Below are 14800 nucleotides of genomic sequence, written 5' to 3'. Positions count from 1 at the left end.
TGGAACTCGAGCGTGAAAGGAGAAGCGGCTCATCCAGTCCGTAATAGACGTGTACCGCCGCTGCAACTTCAGGGGGGAAGAATCTCGAGTAAAGCACCAGGTTGCGCTTGGCTGCCATAATACCTTCGTCAATGGATCTCAGGCGGTCGCTATTTGCGGCGTATAGCTTTTCGCCCAACTGTCGCAGCAGCTCAGGCCCATCCGGCGAGTTGTTTCTGGCGGCTTCGATCAGTGGATCGTAGGCATCATTTAGCAAAGCGATCCCCCCATGCCATCAGGCGGCGAATAACTCGTGCTGATATACGTCTGGATGGGCATGAGCTGCCTCAGCTAGGGCAGTCAGACGTTCTGGGGCCTGGGCAGGCAACACTCTTGAGACCGTCGGAGCCGTAGCATGAACAATGGTTTCCATGCCTTTTTCGGGGAAGAGAGAGTCGCCACAAAGAACAAGGATCTCGCCAAAACTGAAATTGAAGATGTTGCAGTTAGCCACCAGCTGGACTGCCGTGAGCCGGGAACAATAGGCATCGATGTCGCAGCCGGTCATCGACAGGCGAATCAAGGCATCTTCGCCCCAGTTGAAAAGAGCATGGTGTGCAAAGGCGAGAAGCATCACCCCACTTCCACACGCAGGATCGCAGACCTTCAGCAGACGCCCGGTGTCCTCCGGCTTTTCTCCAGCAATCACCTGGGCCATCATCGATGCCACATCCCAGGGCGTGAAATACTGCCCGAGCTGCTGGCGACCGCCGCGAGAAGCAAGCTCCATGTAGAGCGGTCCCATGACGTCCTCGAAGGGCTTGCTGGATTCAACGATGTCGGCGTAGACCTCGACTGCTTCGTTGATTTTGGGCCGGATTTCTTCCGGGATCGTATGCCATTCTGACAGTCCACAAAGAGACATCACGCCACTGATGAAGAAGCCAAGCATTTCATGAGGGCGATGGCGATATCCGTCGTCAAGGGCCCCGAGGAGAGGGGAGATGTGTTTGATATCCATGCAGCCAAGGCTACTGAACGGCACTGGGTGTTTCTGTTTTTTTTTGCGTCCGCCGTCGTAACAAAAGCTGACAGAAATAGTTGCGACAGTTCAGAAATAATCGCGACAAGGTTGCTTGAAATGTCTTTGTGAGTTGGCGTAGGACGCAACAGCGTCGCAGCTATTTCAGACCGAACCGAACGGCGTCGCAGCTATTGCGAGCAATCTCGTTGCACTTATCCAGGATTGTTCATTAGGGCGCGAGGCGATTTTGCGGCGAGGGCGAGGCCGTTTGCGTCCGCACGACGAACCCGCCCGCAGTTTGATAGTGCCTGATCAGTCCGACATCTCAAGACCTGTTCTCGCTCATCGGGTCACAAGACGGCCTAATGGACGGCCTAATGGACAATCTGGGTTTATTTCGAGAATTGGCTAGAAATTGATCACGACCAACTTTAGCTCGCAGAGTTGGCCGTTTCCGCGAAGTTAGGTGGGTTAGTTATCCACAGATTTTGTGGATAACATTTGACCGGAATGGACGAGGAGCGCCCGGTAGCGAGGTTGAAGAAAATACCGGAGTAGCTGATCTGACCGTAACGCAGCGCCTCGGCCAGCCATCCATAAATCCATGCCGCAGCCATCGCGTTGGTGGCTAGCCCTTGCTTTAGGATGCTTTCCCGAGCCGAGCATGATGGTGAATTGTCGTCCGGACCGGTTACGATTTCGGGGTAAAGCTCCGATACCAAAGGCAAGCGCATCGGGTCATTGGCCACGGCTTTGCCGTACTGACCGACGACCACCTGTCCCGATACGGCATCGTTCCCGGCATCAATCCAGTACCCGGAGTGATACGACTTCCGAGCAAAGGCATCAATCTCTCGACGCGCCGCCTTGGAATCCACGCAGCCGATGATGAAGTCCACCGATTTAAGCTCAAGCGCATCACTGGTGAATAGTCGCGGCTCGTCATGCCATGCAAGACCAAAACCGATATTCAACCGATTGACCATGATGCTGGCCTTGTTGTGGCCTACATCACAAGGAAAAAAATTCTGACGGAGACAGTTGTGTTCGGACACGGTATCAGCGTCCCACACATGCACATTGAGACCGTGTGGATGGCCAAGAGCCACCATACACTTGCTCAGTTGGGCGAGGCGCGGAAGCAACTGCGATCCGGTGCCGCCGCAGCCAATAACATGGACCTCAACGGTGCGGTGCAACAGCTCCTCAGAGAGGATATGGACGTTCTCTGTCGTCATGTTTGTCATTCCCCAATTCGATTTCGCCCGTTATGTGGTCATCATATAGAAGGCTCCGCACCCATTCTGACAATTTGATCGAAAGCCCGAAACCAACGAAACGCATGGCAACGCTGACCTCTGGTTTGTCGAGATTGCCAACAACGAAGGCCAGCTTCGCATCATCGGTCATGTCGTCGGCGTCGTCCTCGTCCGAAAAGAACGCACCTTCCGGCAGATAACCGTGGGAGTGGCAGTCCACAACCGGAAGACAGTGTGGCGTCGCATCCGGGCGGTAGTAGCAAATGTGGCCAGCCCCCCGACTGATGACTTCCGGCTCTACGTAGCCCAACGTTTTTTGATCTGGATCAAAAGTAAGCCAGGCCGCATGCTCCAACGGAGCAATTTCACGAGATCGCCGGATGAAATGTTGTAGACCCGCGATCAGGGCGCGGCGGTGCAACTGAATCGAAAAGAGCTTAGGCGGCTGGCCGTAGGGGAGGGGAATGGGCGAATCCATAACTTTCAGGATTGCGTGAATCCAGGGACGGCAAACCTCCACATAGAGGCCGTCGCCGCAGATCAAAAAGCGATGGCTATCTTCGGTCAGCAGCGTGAGAGGCTCGTAGCGCGGACACATGACGCAAGGACAGGCCGCTTGCAGGGTAGCGTCGAGCATGTTCATCCCTCCGTTACCCCATCGAGGCGATCCACCAGTCTCCCTAACGTCAGCCCCTTGATAGGGCGCAAGACACGCTGTGGGAACTTCTTGAACTTGCCGTCCAGAAGGTCGATGCAAAATTGATGGATGCCGCCCTTGTAATTCACCGGCTTCGGGTGGTTCGGGTGGCTGAAATTGCTGTCCCAAAAAGACTTCTCCCAGGCTGAGACGGATTCGGCCAGGGTGTTTTCCGGGATAGGCATGGAACCAGTACAGATCTTGCCATCCTCCCACACGTTCATCGCGGGCAGATGGTAAAGCTGCGTGTCCGCATCCGGGCGATTATTGCCTTTGACCGCATAAGCCCACATGGACTGATCTTTGGCGACGAACACAATCCCGGGGGTTGGGCCTATGCCAGCCCGCTTGCCAACATTGACGCTACCTTCAGCACTGGGGCGGCAATCGAAGAAATAGGTGCGCTTGCCGGGGCGTTGCCACCAAACCACGTGTTCAAGACCAACGCTCAAAATGTTGTCCGCAAGAACGCCAGAGCGTACCCGCGAGGATTTCAACAGGGAAGCACAGACAGCCTTGAGACTGGAACGGTCAGCAGGACGACCCGCCCGAATCACTGGAGGCCCATTGTCATCGCCGCAGTCTACTGGATGGATCGTGGCATAACTGATGTGTGGATAGCCGTGAGTTTCGTAAAGGAGGATCGCTGTTCTCAGCCTCACGCTCATGGCAGCGCAGTCGTGGACTTCAAAGCTCATTGTTCAGTTTCCTTGCTTCACAGAGGGCCGTATCCAAGGCCCGGAGGACAATGCCAGTATGACGTATGCGTGGCAACGCTTCCAAAATACCTGCTTCCGTCGGGGCGAACATTACGCACCCGCACCAAGGAGGTTCCTCGCCACTCTCGGCAAAGTAGCGAAAATTGTCGTCAAAGATTTGATCGAAATCGTCCTCACCGTGCCAGCCGCAGACAACAGGTGGCTCATTGGGGATGCTGCAATAGTCGCTCTGGTATGGCGTGGCGAAAAGTCCATTGTCGGAGTCGACGTGGTTTAGATGCAGCAAGGCTGCGAGGAGCTTTCCGACGGGATGACCAGACAGCCGCTCGGAAGCTTCCGCAAACTCTTCGTCGGTTGCATAGGGGAGGTTTACCGAGGCATAGAAGTAGGCCCATTCCGGTATACCGTCGAATAGATCGGCGCGGCGGGGAACATCGGAGTCATCACCGCATTCTTTCAGAACGACTGATTCGTCATCCTCTCCGCACCAGTAAAGATGCTGCGCCATTTCAAATGCACCACCAGCGGTATGCGGCGTACCGAAGTGACAAAGCGACCTTTCGAGGATACCGAGAGCCTTCCGGCCAAGACCCGCTTGCAACGCCTCGATTGCTGAGAACGCCTTGCCGATGGCGATCCATTCGGGATTACCAGCATTGATCGCTACGCCGACCAGCGGCTCACCGTTCTCAGTGGAGAACTCACCCTCCTCATCGTGGTGCGGCAGAATCAGCCGCGCATAGGCCGAAATCAACTTGAAGGTGTAATCGTCACCCACCTCCCGCTGCCAGCCTTTCTCGATCAGGGAGCGGATTACGCTAGCACTCATGCTGCTCCGGCGCAGGCCTGCTAGGTCGTCGTCAGAAATCATGCCGAGGCGACTCATTGCCAAGACAAGGCGAAGATGCCACTCACCCGCCGGGGAGAACTCGATGACGGCGGGAACTTCGGGGGCGAACACGGGCAGGGTCAGAAGCACGGCGGCACTATGTCAGGAGAGGGGATGGCAATCGGCTTGTTCGAGCGGCTGATGGCCGCGAGACGGGAAACGGCTTGACCGACCAGCTTCTCGGCCTTGCCGTAGCGGACGCCACCGATGCCCGCCTTGCGACTTTTCCGCTTCCCTTCGACGGGACTGGCTGCAAGCCCATTGAGAGCTTTCTGGACCATTTCCTCGAATACCTCGCGTTTCATGGTGTGTTGCCGTAGATTGGAAAATCAGCCTTTGGTGCCAAGTCCGCGCTTGAACTCGAAGGTTTGTGTGTCGCCCACGAAGGCGCCGCCCTCGACGACCGCATTGGTCAGGTCGGCATGGATTGCCGAATAGAACTGCTTAACCGCCTCCGGGGTCATCTGTGGATTAGGATCAGGCAGGGTACGACCGTTGTAGAGGAAAACGCGACGGACGGCGACGGGAGTGATGCTCATAGAAATCTCCTGTATTGGTGGGTGTTGGAATTGATCTGAGGGTCAAAACAATTCGGCGGTAACTGGATCGACGGTGACGACGGCAGCGGTAGCCTGAACAGGGGCCGGTTCGGCAGCCTGCTGCGCCGGGATAGGGGCGGCTACGGAAGCCGCTGCCGGGGCGGTAACGGCAGAGGTCGATGCAGCGGCGTCGGCACTCTGCGCGGAGGAAGTCGCCTGGGTTACGGCAGCAGCGGCAGGAGTAGTGATAACAGACGGTTGGGATGCGCCTTCGCCCTGCAGAGTGCCGCCCTCACAGGTTTCATCTTTATCCTCTTTGTCAACCCCGCAGCCATCGAGCAGCGAAGGAGTAACAACTTGAGCCGGGACCTTGACACTGGACTTGGCGGTAGCATTGGCTTTGCCGGTGGTCGTGGCGAGCTTCTTGTTGCGATCCGCAGCCTTTTTCTTCGCTTCGTCGGCAGCAGCCTTGGCTTGAGCCTCGGCTGCGGCCAGCGCATCACGCAGCGAGCTCGTGACGGCAGCGCGAGAGGTCAGCCATTGGGCCAGGACACCCGGCAATTCGGCATCGAGTTCTTCCGGGGTGCCTTCGCAACGGAAGGGCGTGATGAAAGCATTGTCCTCCTTGTCGTCCAGCTTGACCGGCTCGACATAGACGCCAACCTTGCCGTCCTTTGCGGGCGAGAGAAGGATGTGGATGCTGCGTTCGGTAAGCAGCGGTTGCAGAGCTTTGAACATTCGGAATCTCCTTGATCTGTGCGGGTTACAAGGGCATTTTGCCTATCTGCATCGTGAATTTCTGGAAAACTTCTATCCTGCGTAGAAGTCCATCAGACACGGATCGGCATGACCACGGTAAGTGGATAGTCCTTACCCTTCGGACGTATCGTGATTGCTGTCGCGGATGGCGAGTAGCCGATGACGGCTTCTTCGCTGGTGGAACGAATCGTCGCCACCGCATCGGACAGGTAGTTGATGTTGAAGGCCAACTCATGCGGAACGTCCGACGAGGAAACGGAGTCCAGTTCGCACAGACCGGCATCGCCACGGCGCAGGGTGGTGGTCGCCTTCGTGAAGCTAATCTCGACCTTGGTTTTCATCACGTCTTGCTTTGCCTTGTCGTCCTGGGCTGCAGCCAACATCGTCAGGGAAGCCGCAAGACGATCGGCGGAGACGATGACCCGTTCCGTGCTGGCAGGGATCACGTTCTTCCACGCAGGGAATTGCCCATCCACCGAGTTGCCAAAGAGAACCGTGCCGTCCTCGAAGGTGAACTGGACGTTCTTCGAGCCGAGCGTCAGCGTGACGTTGCCGCCCTGGCCGAGCAGCTTCTTCGCCAGCTGAACCGTCTTGCGCGGAACGATCACGTTGCGGGGAACCAGCGTGTCCGCCCCGGTGATTGGTTCATGGCTGACGGTCATACGGTGGCCGTCCGTCGAGACGATGAAGAGGCCCACGTTGTCCAGCGTAAAGAGAGCGCCGTTGAGGAACACGCGCACATCGGCGTCGGCAATCGACGGAGTAACGTCCGCGATCATGTCGGCCAGTCGATGGGCGCTCATCGTGATCGAAATCCGTTCTTCCTTCGCAGGCGTCATACGCGGATATGCGCTTGCAGCAAATGCGGGCAGACGGAAGCGGGAGCGCCCCGACTTTACGAGTAGAGTGCCTTTGTCGGATTCAATGCTGATCTCGATAGGCTGTTTTTCTGGCAGAGCACGAACAAGCTCGTTGATCCGACGCACGTCGACGGCAATCTCGCCGCTTTGCTTGACTTCGACCGGGATCTGCGCCTTCGCCAGCATTCCGGTGCTCGAGCAGATCATGCTCAATTTCCCGGCGTCGGTGGTTTTCAAAAGCACAGCGCCAAGCATGGGAACCGTGCCACGAGTATCGGCGGCACCGGCGACGAGAGCGAGGGGAGAAGCGAGGCTTTCCTTGGTGGTGGTTATCTGCATGTCGGGTATCTCCTGAGTTGGTGAGTGGGGCGACTTTCTGTCGCATCGCCAATCAAGATACCGACCGAGAGGAGGCGTTTCTGAATTAAATTCGCAAGAAACTAGAATTCGGAGTCCGTCAACGCTCTGTGCATCATTGTCGCCATCCAGAGTGGACGGCGGGAACTATCGTAGAAATCTATTCCTTGAAAACCAGGACCCGGGAATGATTGCGCTGCATCAGCGAAGCCAGACTGCGCTTCGCTGAGTCGAGCTCGTCGTTGCCGGACGGAGATAGTACAAATACCGGATCAACCATGCCGTTCGAGAGAATGGCAAAGTCTGCCAGGGGATGAGTGGGATCACTATCAAAACGTAGGGGCCGAAGCAACGACTTCCCCTCATCAATGAGCTGGCGGGCGACTGCAGCCTCTCGTTCATTCCGGCACGGGAAGTAATTGGCATCGGTGGGAAGGCAAGCCAAATTGGAGACGGTGTAATTCCCATCGCGGCGCCCTGGTTTGGCCGCCACCAGGCACAAGGCGTAGGTCGGGGGGGCGCTGAAGTAGGGAGTGCCGCACCTTTCCTCGATCTCCTTGGCAATCTCCTTTGCTACCCACAAGCGAAGCCGTGGCAGGTGCTTTAGGACAAGCTGCCAGCTGTAGGTGGTAAGTCGAAGCTCCTTGAAAGGAGCGAAGATCAAGGCGTGTCCAGCTTGAGCCTTCAGGAACGATTCGCACTCGGGCACCGAGGACATGCCAGTATCGCGCGAGTATCGATCTGGGACAAACAGGAAGTCGGTAAGTGGGTGGTTGCCCAGTCTGATCCAGGTAGCCGCCTCAAGCACACGGTCCCGAACTGTCAACCAGGTACGATGATCAGTGCCTGGTGAGACCTGGTTGAGGGCGGCCTGCTCCATCAGAATATCCAGCACGCCGTCAATGCTTACCTGGGCAACGGGTTCCTCCATCCGCTCCCGGATTTCAAGGTTGGCAGCAATGCTAAGGGAGCCGTCCTCCTTCTCAAGGATTACACCAGGCATGTAGGCGCAGGCCCCAGAAAAAAACGACCTGTTCTCAACGGAGCAGCAATGATCAGCATGCAGGAAGCCAGTGCCTGGCATGCGAGACAGATAATAGAGACCGCCACGGCGGCCCACATACATCTCCACTCCGCCAGGGACGCACACGCAACGGGGGCGGCGAGCGGATTTATGGCAGTTGGCCAGCAGCTCCTGTCCAGCGCGAGTCGAAACCAGCCATTCCGCAGTGTGAACACCGGTGCCGACATCGATGCGCTGGACTTGTGATTTCATCCTGGTGACCGCTTGTCCGGGGTAAAGGCGACAACGTTGTCAGGAAGGCCCGCGAGCAGCCGGTAACGTTCGGACGCGGTGTCACGGTCGGTCCATTGGAGAAGATCTGCAAGACCTGCACGGGTCAAAGGGCCGGAGAGTAGACCGTAACCGTTGGCCTGATAGTTCGGGGACATGGCGATAAGGCGCTTGGGCTGCATTCTGCACACTGAGTAGGCTCCGTTTTTTTCGAGCATGACAGCATATTCATCGTAGCCAAGCTCATGATAAATAACGAAGTCGTACTCAGGAAAGTTTTTGACCAGTTTCTTCATTGCTTTATTGTTGTTGTCGACCGCATACGAGGGCGTTCCCGGCGGTTCCAGATTGTCCGGCACTCGTCATGGGTCTTAGTCACGGGAGTTGTAATACGGCAGTGGTTGCACTGAACTTGAAATCCATCGTCGCATGAAATAAGAGAGGCCTCGCCAGAGCAGCATGGGCAGTTACGCAGCGCATTTTCGCCGTCCCGCCGTGACGCGCTCGCAGCAATTCGATCAAACTCAGACGAGGTAAGCCGCAAGGCTTCGCAAGCAAACTGCCGGAAGAATATCCCCAAGCCAGGGGCGGAGAACTGCCGCCACAGAGAAGCCGCAACGGACAAAGATCGAGCCCGTGCTTCGGGCAACTTTGCCCCTCGCGTAATCTCTCCGATCAGGTAGGCCGTCAGAGTTGGAGAAGCGTCCAGAGCTTCCTGGAACTTCGGAGCCCCAAACTTGCGGACGAAACTGTCTGGATCTTCACCTGCCGGAAGTCGGCACAAACGAATCTCATGTTGGTCACTGACCAGCGGCACCAGCATCTCGGCTGCCCGCCAAGTAGCTTTTGCGCCGGCGGTGTCCCCGTCGAAACAGAAGAACACCCGATCCGCGAGAGACAGCACTATTTCGGCTTGCGTCTCGGTCAGCGCAGTTCCACAAGTTGAGACGATGTGCTCGATCTGCGCCTGCGACACAGTAATCACGTCGAAGAATCCCTCGCAGACAATGATGGAGCGGGTCATACGGATCGCTTGTCGAGCCTGTTGGAGTCCGAATAGAACGCTACCCTTTCGGTAGAGTTTAGTTTCAGGAGAGTTGAGGTATTTGGGGCCTTCTTCCCCTAGGCGACGCCCACCAAAGCCGATCACGTTGCCATTGTCGGCTCGTATCGGGAACAGCAGGCGATTGCGGAAGAAGTCATAACACCCCTTCTTTTTCTTGCGTGGCACAGCTAGACCGGCTTCGAGTAGAGCATCACGCTGGAAGGTTCGATCGTCGCAGAGCGTCGACCAAGCTTCAGGAGCGAATCCAATGCCAAAGCGGATGATGGTGTCGTAATCAATGCCTCGCTCGGTGAGAGCAGCCATTGCCGGCCTTCCATTGGGTCCGAGGAGCAGCTGCTGGTATTTGGCGCAAGCCCGCCGCATAACATCCAGCGCCATCGCATTGTGATTGGACAGAACCCGATTGTGCTTACTGACAGGAAAATCAACTCCAGTTCTGTATGCCAGCATACGTACCGCCTCTGGGAATGTCAGCCCCTGCGTTTGCATGACAAAATCGATGCCGTTACCGTGCGCACCGCAGCCATAACAGTGGTAATGGTCGGCAAATACCTTGAAGCTGGGAGTGGTTTCTCTGTGGAATGGGCAAAGGCCGCTGTAAGTTGATCCCTGTTTGGTGAGCGCAACCCTCTCCCCAATAAACTCGGGAAGATCCAAGGCTGCTAGGATGGCGTCGATCACGGATTGAGGAATCATATAGATTGAAGTAAGCCGCGAAATGACGAAGGAAACAACGCCAACCGTCCATTTATACGTCTAAGGGCGTTATTTCGGCTGTATTTCGCTATCGGCAGAGCATCGGCCAACGTGCAATCATTCGTCACATCTCTCAGACCCGTGGACATTGAAGATGAATAGACCGACCCCGCAGCTGATCAGGATGAAGAAATGGATGCGCAAGAGCACCATCAACTTCTTCGAGCGCAACAAAGACGCCATAGCCGCGCCGAGTTTCGTGCCGTTGTGCAATCAGATGATCGTCGACATCATGTCGACGGGGTTCGAGGTAATCTCCCGTGATACCTACTTCATCACCTGTCGGTCCCGCCAGATTCTCTCCTATAACCTGAAGGGAAAAGTCTTCAGGGAAGACGAGATATTCGCCGCGGAACGGGCAATGGATGAACACTTCGAGCGTCTGCACGAATACTTCGACACGCGGATCGACCAGGGCGAGAAGAAGCTGGTGATGGCTGGATTCAATCCCAGTGAGATGCAGCGCTTGGTCAATAACTACGAGACTATGACAGTCACCAACGGCGTTACGCAGTATCTGGATATCCTGGCCAAGGCTGACTATTACATCACCATCCTGCATTATCTTTGGGTCACCAGTGAGCTCTCTGACAACCCGGATGAAGCCCGGCGCGTCAAGCTCAACACCGAGCGTGAAGTTCGGCATCATCTGTACGGGATCGTCCGCGCGAGCAACACCCACTACAACAACATTCGGCGCCTCTGCAATGGCGTCGTCGAGAAACGCCGTCAAGAGCGTTTGGCTCAGGCCGAACGCGATCGCCAGAAGGCGGCGGAGAAGGAGGCCAAGCGTCTGGCTGCTGCCAAGCAGCGTCAGAGCGAACAGCGCAAGAAGCGCTTAGCGAATCAACAGCAGAACCTGAGTGCCGTGCAGTCCGAGATGGACAATCTTTCCTCGCCAGCTGTTGCCGCCGCCTGATGATCAATGTCCGCGGTCAAGCTCAATGAGGCACAACAGCGGGCAGTAGAGTCCGAAGACCCGATTCTGTGTTGCGCGTGTCCTGGTAGTGGCAAAACGCGCGTCCTCATAGCCAAAGTACGGCATATCCTCAGAACCCACCACGATCCTTACATCGTGATGACAACCTTCAGCCGTGATGCGGCCGAAGAGATACTTGACCGCATCCGGAGGGAAAAAGACCTGTCTCCCGAACAACTGAGCCGATTGACAATCGGCACATTCCACTCCCTGGCCCTACGTCAACTCAAGGAGATTGGGAAGATCGGCAAAATCCTCTCCGACATTGAAACACGCCACCTGATTAACCGTGCGCTCCACGATACTGGCCTTGAGATCACGCTAGAAGAAGCCGAGGCGAACATTGCGCGATGCAAAGCCGACAGGGAATTCTGCAAGGCCTACCCGGAACTCGCGCACCTCACGGCGGTTTACAGGGAGCATCAGGAAGCAACCGACGGCCAGGACTTCACTGACCTGATGATCACGGCCAATGAACTCATGGCCGCGGGCAAGCTGAAACCAATCAGGGCCACTCATATTCTGGCTGACGAGTTTCAAGACATCGACGATATGCAGTACGAGTGGTTAATGCACCACCTGGGACAGAAACCCACTCCCTGTGCCTGTGCCGTCGGTGATGATGATCAGTCGATCTACGGCTTCCGTCGCAGCTTGGGATACAAGGGGATGATGGATTTCGTGGCCGCCACTGGTGCGGAGATCATCACACTCGACACCAACTACCGATCGACTTCGGGAATCATCGAATCCGCGAGCAAGCTGATCGCTTACAACGTTGACCGCGTACCGAAGAACATCAAATCCGCTCGGGGCCCCGGGCCGGCGCCGAAGGTCATCCCCCTAGGGAGCGAAGACAGTCAGGCGATGCGAATCGTGCATCTACTGGACAAGGTATGCGCCAAGAATGCCATTCCAGAGCCTCTGCCTAACCGTGAGCCCTACCGCTTTGGCGTCCTCCCCGGACAGGTTGCCGTGTTATCTAGGACGAACGCTGGCCTTCACGAGATTGAGTCAGTGTTCATCAATCACCGCGTTCCATACATGCGCAATGGTCGATCTTTCTGGGACGCACCAGTGCTTCAGGTCTATCTGGCTATTCTCAATTCGCTGATCCATAAAGATGGCATGGGGCTGGAAATCGGCCTTCGCTGGGCCAAGATCAGCGATGCCCAAATCCGTCAGCTCACTGAAATCGCAGGAGGTACCATCTGGAATTTCATCGACCCGACGGACCCCGTACCGCTGCCCGACACCGGTATTGCCGAGCTCGAAAGCATGGTGCGACTAGGACGCGGCTGGACCGCCAAAATGACCGGCAAGGGTGCGGAAACGAGCCCCCAAGGGCCAATCTACGGTGTAGCCTCCTGGATGTCCCGTGTCATGACCAAGACCTGCGGTGAGGATGATGACGGGAATACCATTCGGGAGTGCGGCCGAAGAGAGATCCGCGATCTGGATCGTCTCGAGGCAGCCCGCGATGCCCTGGCTGATGCCCGGGGGTCGCTCGCCACCCGCATCCGCCGCCTCCAAGAAGGCGACGGAGCCGAGATACCACGCGTAATCCTTTCCACCTTTCATGCAAGCAAAGGCTTGGAGTGGGATCACGTTTATCTGATCGACTGCTATGGTGGCATCGTACCCAAGGTCTCGGAGTCTTGCTCTGAAGAAGAGATAGCCGAAGAACGGCGTGTCTTCTACGTAGCGATGACTCGCGCCCGGGATGAGCTGACCATCTTCACCAGAACAGACAAGCCAACCAGCGAATTCCTGGCCGAAGCCGAACTATGGTTCGACAAGACCCAAACCAACGACCTCAAAGAAAAGGTGACGCAATGAATCCTTCAGTAGTTTCAGATGTAACCTCGATCCCTGCCATAGTGAGTCGCCTGGCTGGCGCCGAAGTCTCTGCGCTTGCCATGGTGTGTGCGGTGGGCGAGGGCGCCCATGCCTCAATTACCGCATTCATCACGCCCGGAGACAACTGCTCGGCGTCCTTCCGGAACGCCCTCGAGATGGAGGGTGACTACAGCGACGCTCTTCTGAGTTTTGACGAGAACCTCCCACCGTACTACGGGGATAGTGATCTGGATATCGACCTTTCAATGGTCGCCAGTATCGTCGGCGTTGATCGTGTGATCTGTCTAGTCACTCAAGTCGGCGATCGGGTAAGCGTGGTGCGCGACTACGACGGTCTCGAGGTCACATTGATCGAGGCAACGAAGATCCAGTTTGACCGGTTCGTCGAAATTCTCGATGGCGTTGGTGCCGGCAGACGCCGTTTCCTGCATTGAGCGAACGCAGCATGGCGATCGTCCGTACTTTATCCAGAAAGTGACGTGCCCATACCGTATCTTTGGGCCGGAGGCAGATCCCAATGGTAACGCGCGAATCTGATGATATATGAACGGAAAACAGGCTGCCATCCTGTTTACCACCGTAGTGATCGTGCTAGCGCTCTACGACGCGCTGCTGCGCCGCATGACGGCACAAGATGTCGTATTGCCGCCACCTGCAGCTACCGCCGAAAGGAAAAATCCATGATCTTCCGGCTCCTCACCCTCGTCGCCTGCGTCGTATTCGCCGCGTCCGCCCAAGCGCAAAGCCGCGATCTCCTCATGGCAATCGAGCAGGCCGCCAACAACGGACAGGCTGGCGAGGTACTAGCTTATGGCCAGCCTGCGCTCGTCGTGCCAGTGCAAAACCGTCCCTGCATGACTGTTGGCGTTGTCTATCAGGAAAGGAAGCACCAGCGCGGAGGCCCGCGAATCGACAACTACCAGGTGTGTCCGGGAGCCGAGCCAGAGCGCATCAACGAAGTGTCGCCGGCGCTGCCGGATGATCCGCAGTTCAAGCAGGTTGTTCAGATGGCGATCCGAAGCGCGCTGCGCTATGGCATTCAGCATCGCGACTGGAACGATTATCGCCTCGATATCCGCCGCTTGTCCGCCGTGGATTCCTATGGCTGCGCCCAAGTCGAAACGATTGTGTCGTCCGAGGGGATGCTGGTCTCCTACAATGTTGGAAGGCTGTGCCCGTGATGCGTCTTTCGCTGACCGAGGCCAAGCGTCTTGGCCTGAGCGTTGCCCCCATACCCACCACCAGAGGCACTAACGGCCGGCTCCGGAAGGGCCAGATGCCTGAAGACATTCTCTGGATGTCTGTCCGCTCGTCCTATCCGGAAGCCGTCCGCGAATACCAGGGCGCGGTCCCGGGACGGCGCTTTCGGATCGATGTGGCCTTGGTGGACGATAAGATCGCCATCGAGTGCGACGGCTGGCAGTACCACGGGAAGTTCAAGAGCGCCCATGCGACTGATCGGGAGCGCCAGAACCTCCTGGCGGTGGAGGGCTGGATTGTCCTGCGCTTCACCCCTGGCCAGATTTTCAAAGACCTTGCTGGCGTTACAGCGATCATCGAGGCTGCGGTCAAGCAGAGGAGAGCGCTTCTGTGATCGCGGTTTCCAGCGATATCCATCCAGGCCTCGGCGGCAAGCGCCAGTGGTTTGCCTGGTGGCCGCTGTCCCATCGGACAATCGCTGCTGCACTCCTGGTAGGTCTGACCACGGTGTTTGCCGCGCTGGCCAGCGCGATCCACATCCTCATCATCTCCATCCGCTGAAA

Annotated in this window: 19 protein-coding genes; 7 read left to right on the top strand and 12 right to left on the bottom strand. The window is 56.8% G+C overall.

What is annotated here, in order from left to right; genetic code table 11:
* Positions 1 to 274: 274 nt before the first annotated feature.
* From EL335_RS13030 to dnaG, 12 genes are all read right to left on the bottom strand, one after another.
* Complete coding sequence (locus EL335_RS13030) at positions 275 to 1000, bottom strand: N-6 DNA methylase (protein WP_126447965.1); 726 nt, start codon at positions 998 to 1000, stop codon at positions 275 to 277.
* A gap of 434 nt (positions 1001 to 1434) precedes the next feature.
* Entirely contained in the window at positions 1435 to 2241 is an 807-nt protein-coding gene (locus EL335_RS13025) for a PRTRC system ThiF family protein (protein ID WP_172600121.1), read from the bottom strand.
* Positions 2210 to 2899 carry a PRTRC system protein A gene (locus tag EL335_RS13020; protein ID WP_172600120.1) on the bottom strand — a complete coding sequence of 230 codons (690 nt, stop codon included), beginning with the start codon at positions 2897 to 2899 and terminating at the stop codon, positions 2210 to 2212. The genes EL335_RS13025 and EL335_RS13020 overlap by 32 nt, the downstream gene beginning before the upstream one ends.
* A 2-nt stretch (positions 2900 to 2901) precedes the next feature.
* Positions 2902 to 3657: a PRTRC system protein B gene (locus tag EL335_RS13015; RefSeq protein ID WP_126447959.1), complete on the bottom strand. Its 756-nt coding sequence runs from the start codon at positions 3655 to 3657 to the stop codon at positions 2902 to 2904.
* Positions 3647 to 4657: a hypothetical protein gene (locus tag EL335_RS13010; RefSeq protein ID WP_126447957.1), complete on the bottom strand. Its 1011-nt coding sequence runs from the start codon at positions 4655 to 4657 to the stop codon at positions 3647 to 3649. The genes EL335_RS13015 and EL335_RS13010 overlap by 11 nt, the downstream gene beginning before the upstream one ends.
* On the bottom strand, positions 4648 to 4872 hold the full coding sequence (locus EL335_RS13005; RefSeq protein ID WP_126447955.1) for a hypothetical protein: 225 nt from the start codon (positions 4870 to 4872) through the stop codon (positions 4648 to 4650). Before EL335_RS13005 ends, EL335_RS13010 begins: the two co-directional genes overlap by 10 nt.
* Before the next feature lie 24 nt (positions 4873 to 4896).
* Positions 4897 to 5106 (bottom strand): PRTRC system protein C, encoded by a 210-nt coding sequence (locus EL335_RS13000; RefSeq protein ID WP_126447953.1) that lies wholly within the window; start codon positions 5104 to 5106, stop codon positions 4897 to 4899.
* A gap of 42 nt (positions 5107 to 5148) precedes the next feature.
* The gene (locus EL335_RS12995) at positions 5149 to 5844 is read right to left on the bottom strand and encodes a PRTRC system protein E (RefSeq protein WP_126447950.1); all 696 of its coding nucleotides are present in this window, start codon (positions 5842 to 5844) and stop codon (positions 5149 to 5151) included.
* A 92-nt stretch (positions 5845 to 5936) separates the two neighbouring features.
* A complete protein-coding gene (gene dnaN, locus EL335_RS12990) occupies positions 5937 to 7064 on the bottom strand; it encodes a DNA polymerase III subunit beta (RefSeq protein WP_126447948.1) in 1128 nt (375 codons plus the stop codon).
* 178 nt (positions 7065 to 7242) lie between these two features.
* Positions 7243 to 8358, bottom strand: a complete 1116-nt coding sequence (locus tag EL335_RS12985) for a DUF1173 family protein (RefSeq protein ID WP_126447946.1) — start codon at positions 8356 to 8358, stop codon at positions 7243 to 7245.
* A complete protein-coding gene (locus EL335_RS12980; protein WP_126447944.1) occupies positions 8355 to 8672 on the bottom strand; it encodes a hypothetical protein in 318 nt (105 codons plus the stop codon). Before EL335_RS12980 ends, EL335_RS12985 begins: the two co-directional genes overlap by 4 nt.
* On the bottom strand, positions 8669 to 10138 hold the full coding sequence (gene dnaG / locus EL335_RS12975; RefSeq protein ID WP_126447942.1) for a DNA primase: 1470 nt from the start codon (positions 10136 to 10138) through the stop codon (positions 8669 to 8671). Before dnaG ends, EL335_RS12980 begins: the two co-directional genes overlap by 4 nt.
* Positions 10139 to 10292: 154 nt before the next feature.
* Between dnaG and EL335_RS12970 the strand changes: the two genes are divergently transcribed.
* The 7 genes from EL335_RS12970 (at position 10293) to EL335_RS14375 (ending at position 14798) form a co-directional block, all read left to right on the top strand.
* Positions 10293 to 11117 (top strand): hypothetical protein, encoded by an 825-nt coding sequence (locus EL335_RS12970; RefSeq protein ID WP_126447940.1) that lies wholly within the window; start codon positions 10293 to 10295, stop codon positions 11115 to 11117.
* 6 nt (positions 11118 to 11123) lie between these two features.
* Positions 11124 to 13016 carry an ATP-dependent helicase gene (locus EL335_RS12965; RefSeq protein WP_126447938.1) on the top strand — a complete coding sequence of 631 codons (1893 nt, stop codon included), beginning with the start codon at positions 11124 to 11126 and terminating at the stop codon, positions 13014 to 13016.
* Entirely contained in the window at positions 13013 to 13471 is a 459-nt protein-coding gene (locus EL335_RS12960; RefSeq protein ID WP_126447936.1) for a hypothetical protein, read from the top strand. The genes EL335_RS12965 and EL335_RS12960 overlap by 4 nt, the downstream gene beginning before the upstream one ends.
* A gap of 109 nt (positions 13472 to 13580) precedes the next feature.
* Complete coding sequence (locus tag EL335_RS14380) at positions 13581 to 13721, top strand: hypothetical protein (protein WP_172600118.1); 141 nt, start codon at positions 13581 to 13583, stop codon at positions 13719 to 13721.
* Positions 13718 to 14218: a hypothetical protein gene (locus tag EL335_RS12955; RefSeq protein WP_126447935.1), complete on the top strand. Its 501-nt coding sequence runs from the start codon at positions 13718 to 13720 to the stop codon at positions 14216 to 14218. The genes EL335_RS14380 and EL335_RS12955 overlap by 4 nt, the downstream gene beginning before the upstream one ends.
* Entirely contained in the window at positions 14218 to 14631 is a 414-nt protein-coding gene (locus EL335_RS12950; RefSeq protein WP_126447933.1) for an endonuclease domain-containing protein, read from the top strand. Before EL335_RS12955 ends, EL335_RS12950 begins: the two co-directional genes overlap by 1 nt.
* Positions 14628 to 14798, top strand: a complete 171-nt coding sequence (locus EL335_RS14375; RefSeq protein ID WP_172600117.1) for a hypothetical protein — start codon at positions 14628 to 14630, stop codon at positions 14796 to 14798. The genes EL335_RS12950 and EL335_RS14375 overlap by 4 nt, the downstream gene beginning before the upstream one ends.
* The last annotated feature ends 2 nt before the right edge of the window (positions 14799 to 14800 follow it).

The sequence above is a fragment of the Sulfuricystis multivorans genome (genome assembly GCF_003966565.1).
GTDB classification, from domain to species: Bacteria; Pseudomonadota; Gammaproteobacteria; order Burkholderiales; family Rhodocyclaceae; genus Sulfuricystis; species Sulfuricystis multivorans.
Note: the sequence above shows the minus strand (reverse complement) of the source record. Positions and strands in the feature narration are given on the sequence as shown.

What these genes read in the sequence shown, in the direction of transcription:
- EL335_RS14380 (WP_172600118.1), top strand. Translation starts at nt 13,581, where the DNA reads ATGAACGGAAAACAGGCTGCCATCCTGTTTACCACCGTAGTGATCGTG.
- EL335_RS13015 (WP_126447959.1), bottom strand. Translation starts at nt 3,657, where the DNA reads ATGAGCTTTGAAGTCCACGACTGCGCTGCCATGAGCGTGAGGCTGAGA.
- dnaG (WP_126447942.1), bottom strand. Translation starts at nt 10,138, where the DNA reads ATGATTCCTCAATCCGTGATCGACGCCATCCTAGCAGCCTTGGATCTT.
- EL335_RS13005 (WP_126447955.1), bottom strand. Translation starts at nt 4,872, where the DNA reads ATGAAACGCGAGGTATTCGAGGAAATGGTCCAGAAAGCTCTCAATGGG.
- EL335_RS13025 (WP_172600121.1), bottom strand. Translation starts at nt 2,241, where the DNA reads ATGACGACAGAGAACGTCCATATCCTCTCTGAGGAGCTGTTGCACCGC.
- EL335_RS12960 (WP_126447936.1), top strand. Translation starts at nt 13,013, where the DNA reads ATGAATCCTTCAGTAGTTTCAGATGTAACCTCGATCCCTGCCATAGTG.
- EL335_RS13020 (WP_172600120.1), bottom strand. Translation starts at nt 2,899, where the DNA reads ATGCTCGACGCTACCCTGCAAGCGGCCTGTCCTTGCGTCATGTGTCCG.
- EL335_RS12980 (WP_126447944.1), bottom strand. Translation starts at nt 8,672, where the DNA reads ATGAAGAAACTGGTCAAAAACTTTCCTGAGTACGACTTCGTTATTTAT.
- dnaN (WP_126447948.1), bottom strand. Translation starts at nt 7,064, where the DNA reads ATGCAGATAACCACCACCAAGGAAAGCCTCGCTTCTCCCCTCGCTCTC.
- EL335_RS12970 (WP_126447940.1), top strand. Translation starts at nt 10,293, where the DNA reads ATGAATAGACCGACCCCGCAGCTGATCAGGATGAAGAAATGGATGCGC.
- EL335_RS13030 (WP_126447965.1), bottom strand. Translation starts at nt 1,000, where the DNA reads ATGGATATCAAACACATCTCCCCTCTCCTCGGGGCCCTTGACGACGGA.
- EL335_RS12995 (WP_126447950.1), bottom strand. Translation starts at nt 5,844, where the DNA reads ATGTTCAAAGCTCTGCAACCGCTGCTTACCGAACGCAGCATCCACATC.
- EL335_RS12950 (WP_126447933.1), top strand. Translation starts at nt 14,218, where the DNA reads ATGCGTCTTTCGCTGACCGAGGCCAAGCGTCTTGGCCTGAGCGTTGCC.
- EL335_RS12985 (WP_126447946.1), bottom strand. Translation starts at nt 8,358, where the DNA reads ATGAAATCACAAGTCCAGCGCATCGATGTCGGCACCGGTGTTCACACT.
- EL335_RS13000 (WP_126447953.1), bottom strand. Translation starts at nt 5,106, where the DNA reads ATGAGCATCACTCCCGTCGCCGTCCGTCGCGTTTTCCTCTACAACGGT.
- EL335_RS12965 (WP_126447938.1), top strand. Translation starts at nt 11,124, where the DNA reads ATGTCCGCGGTCAAGCTCAATGAGGCACAACAGCGGGCAGTAGAGTCC.
- EL335_RS12955 (WP_126447935.1), top strand. Translation starts at nt 13,718, where the DNA reads ATGATCTTCCGGCTCCTCACCCTCGTCGCCTGCGTCGTATTCGCCGCG.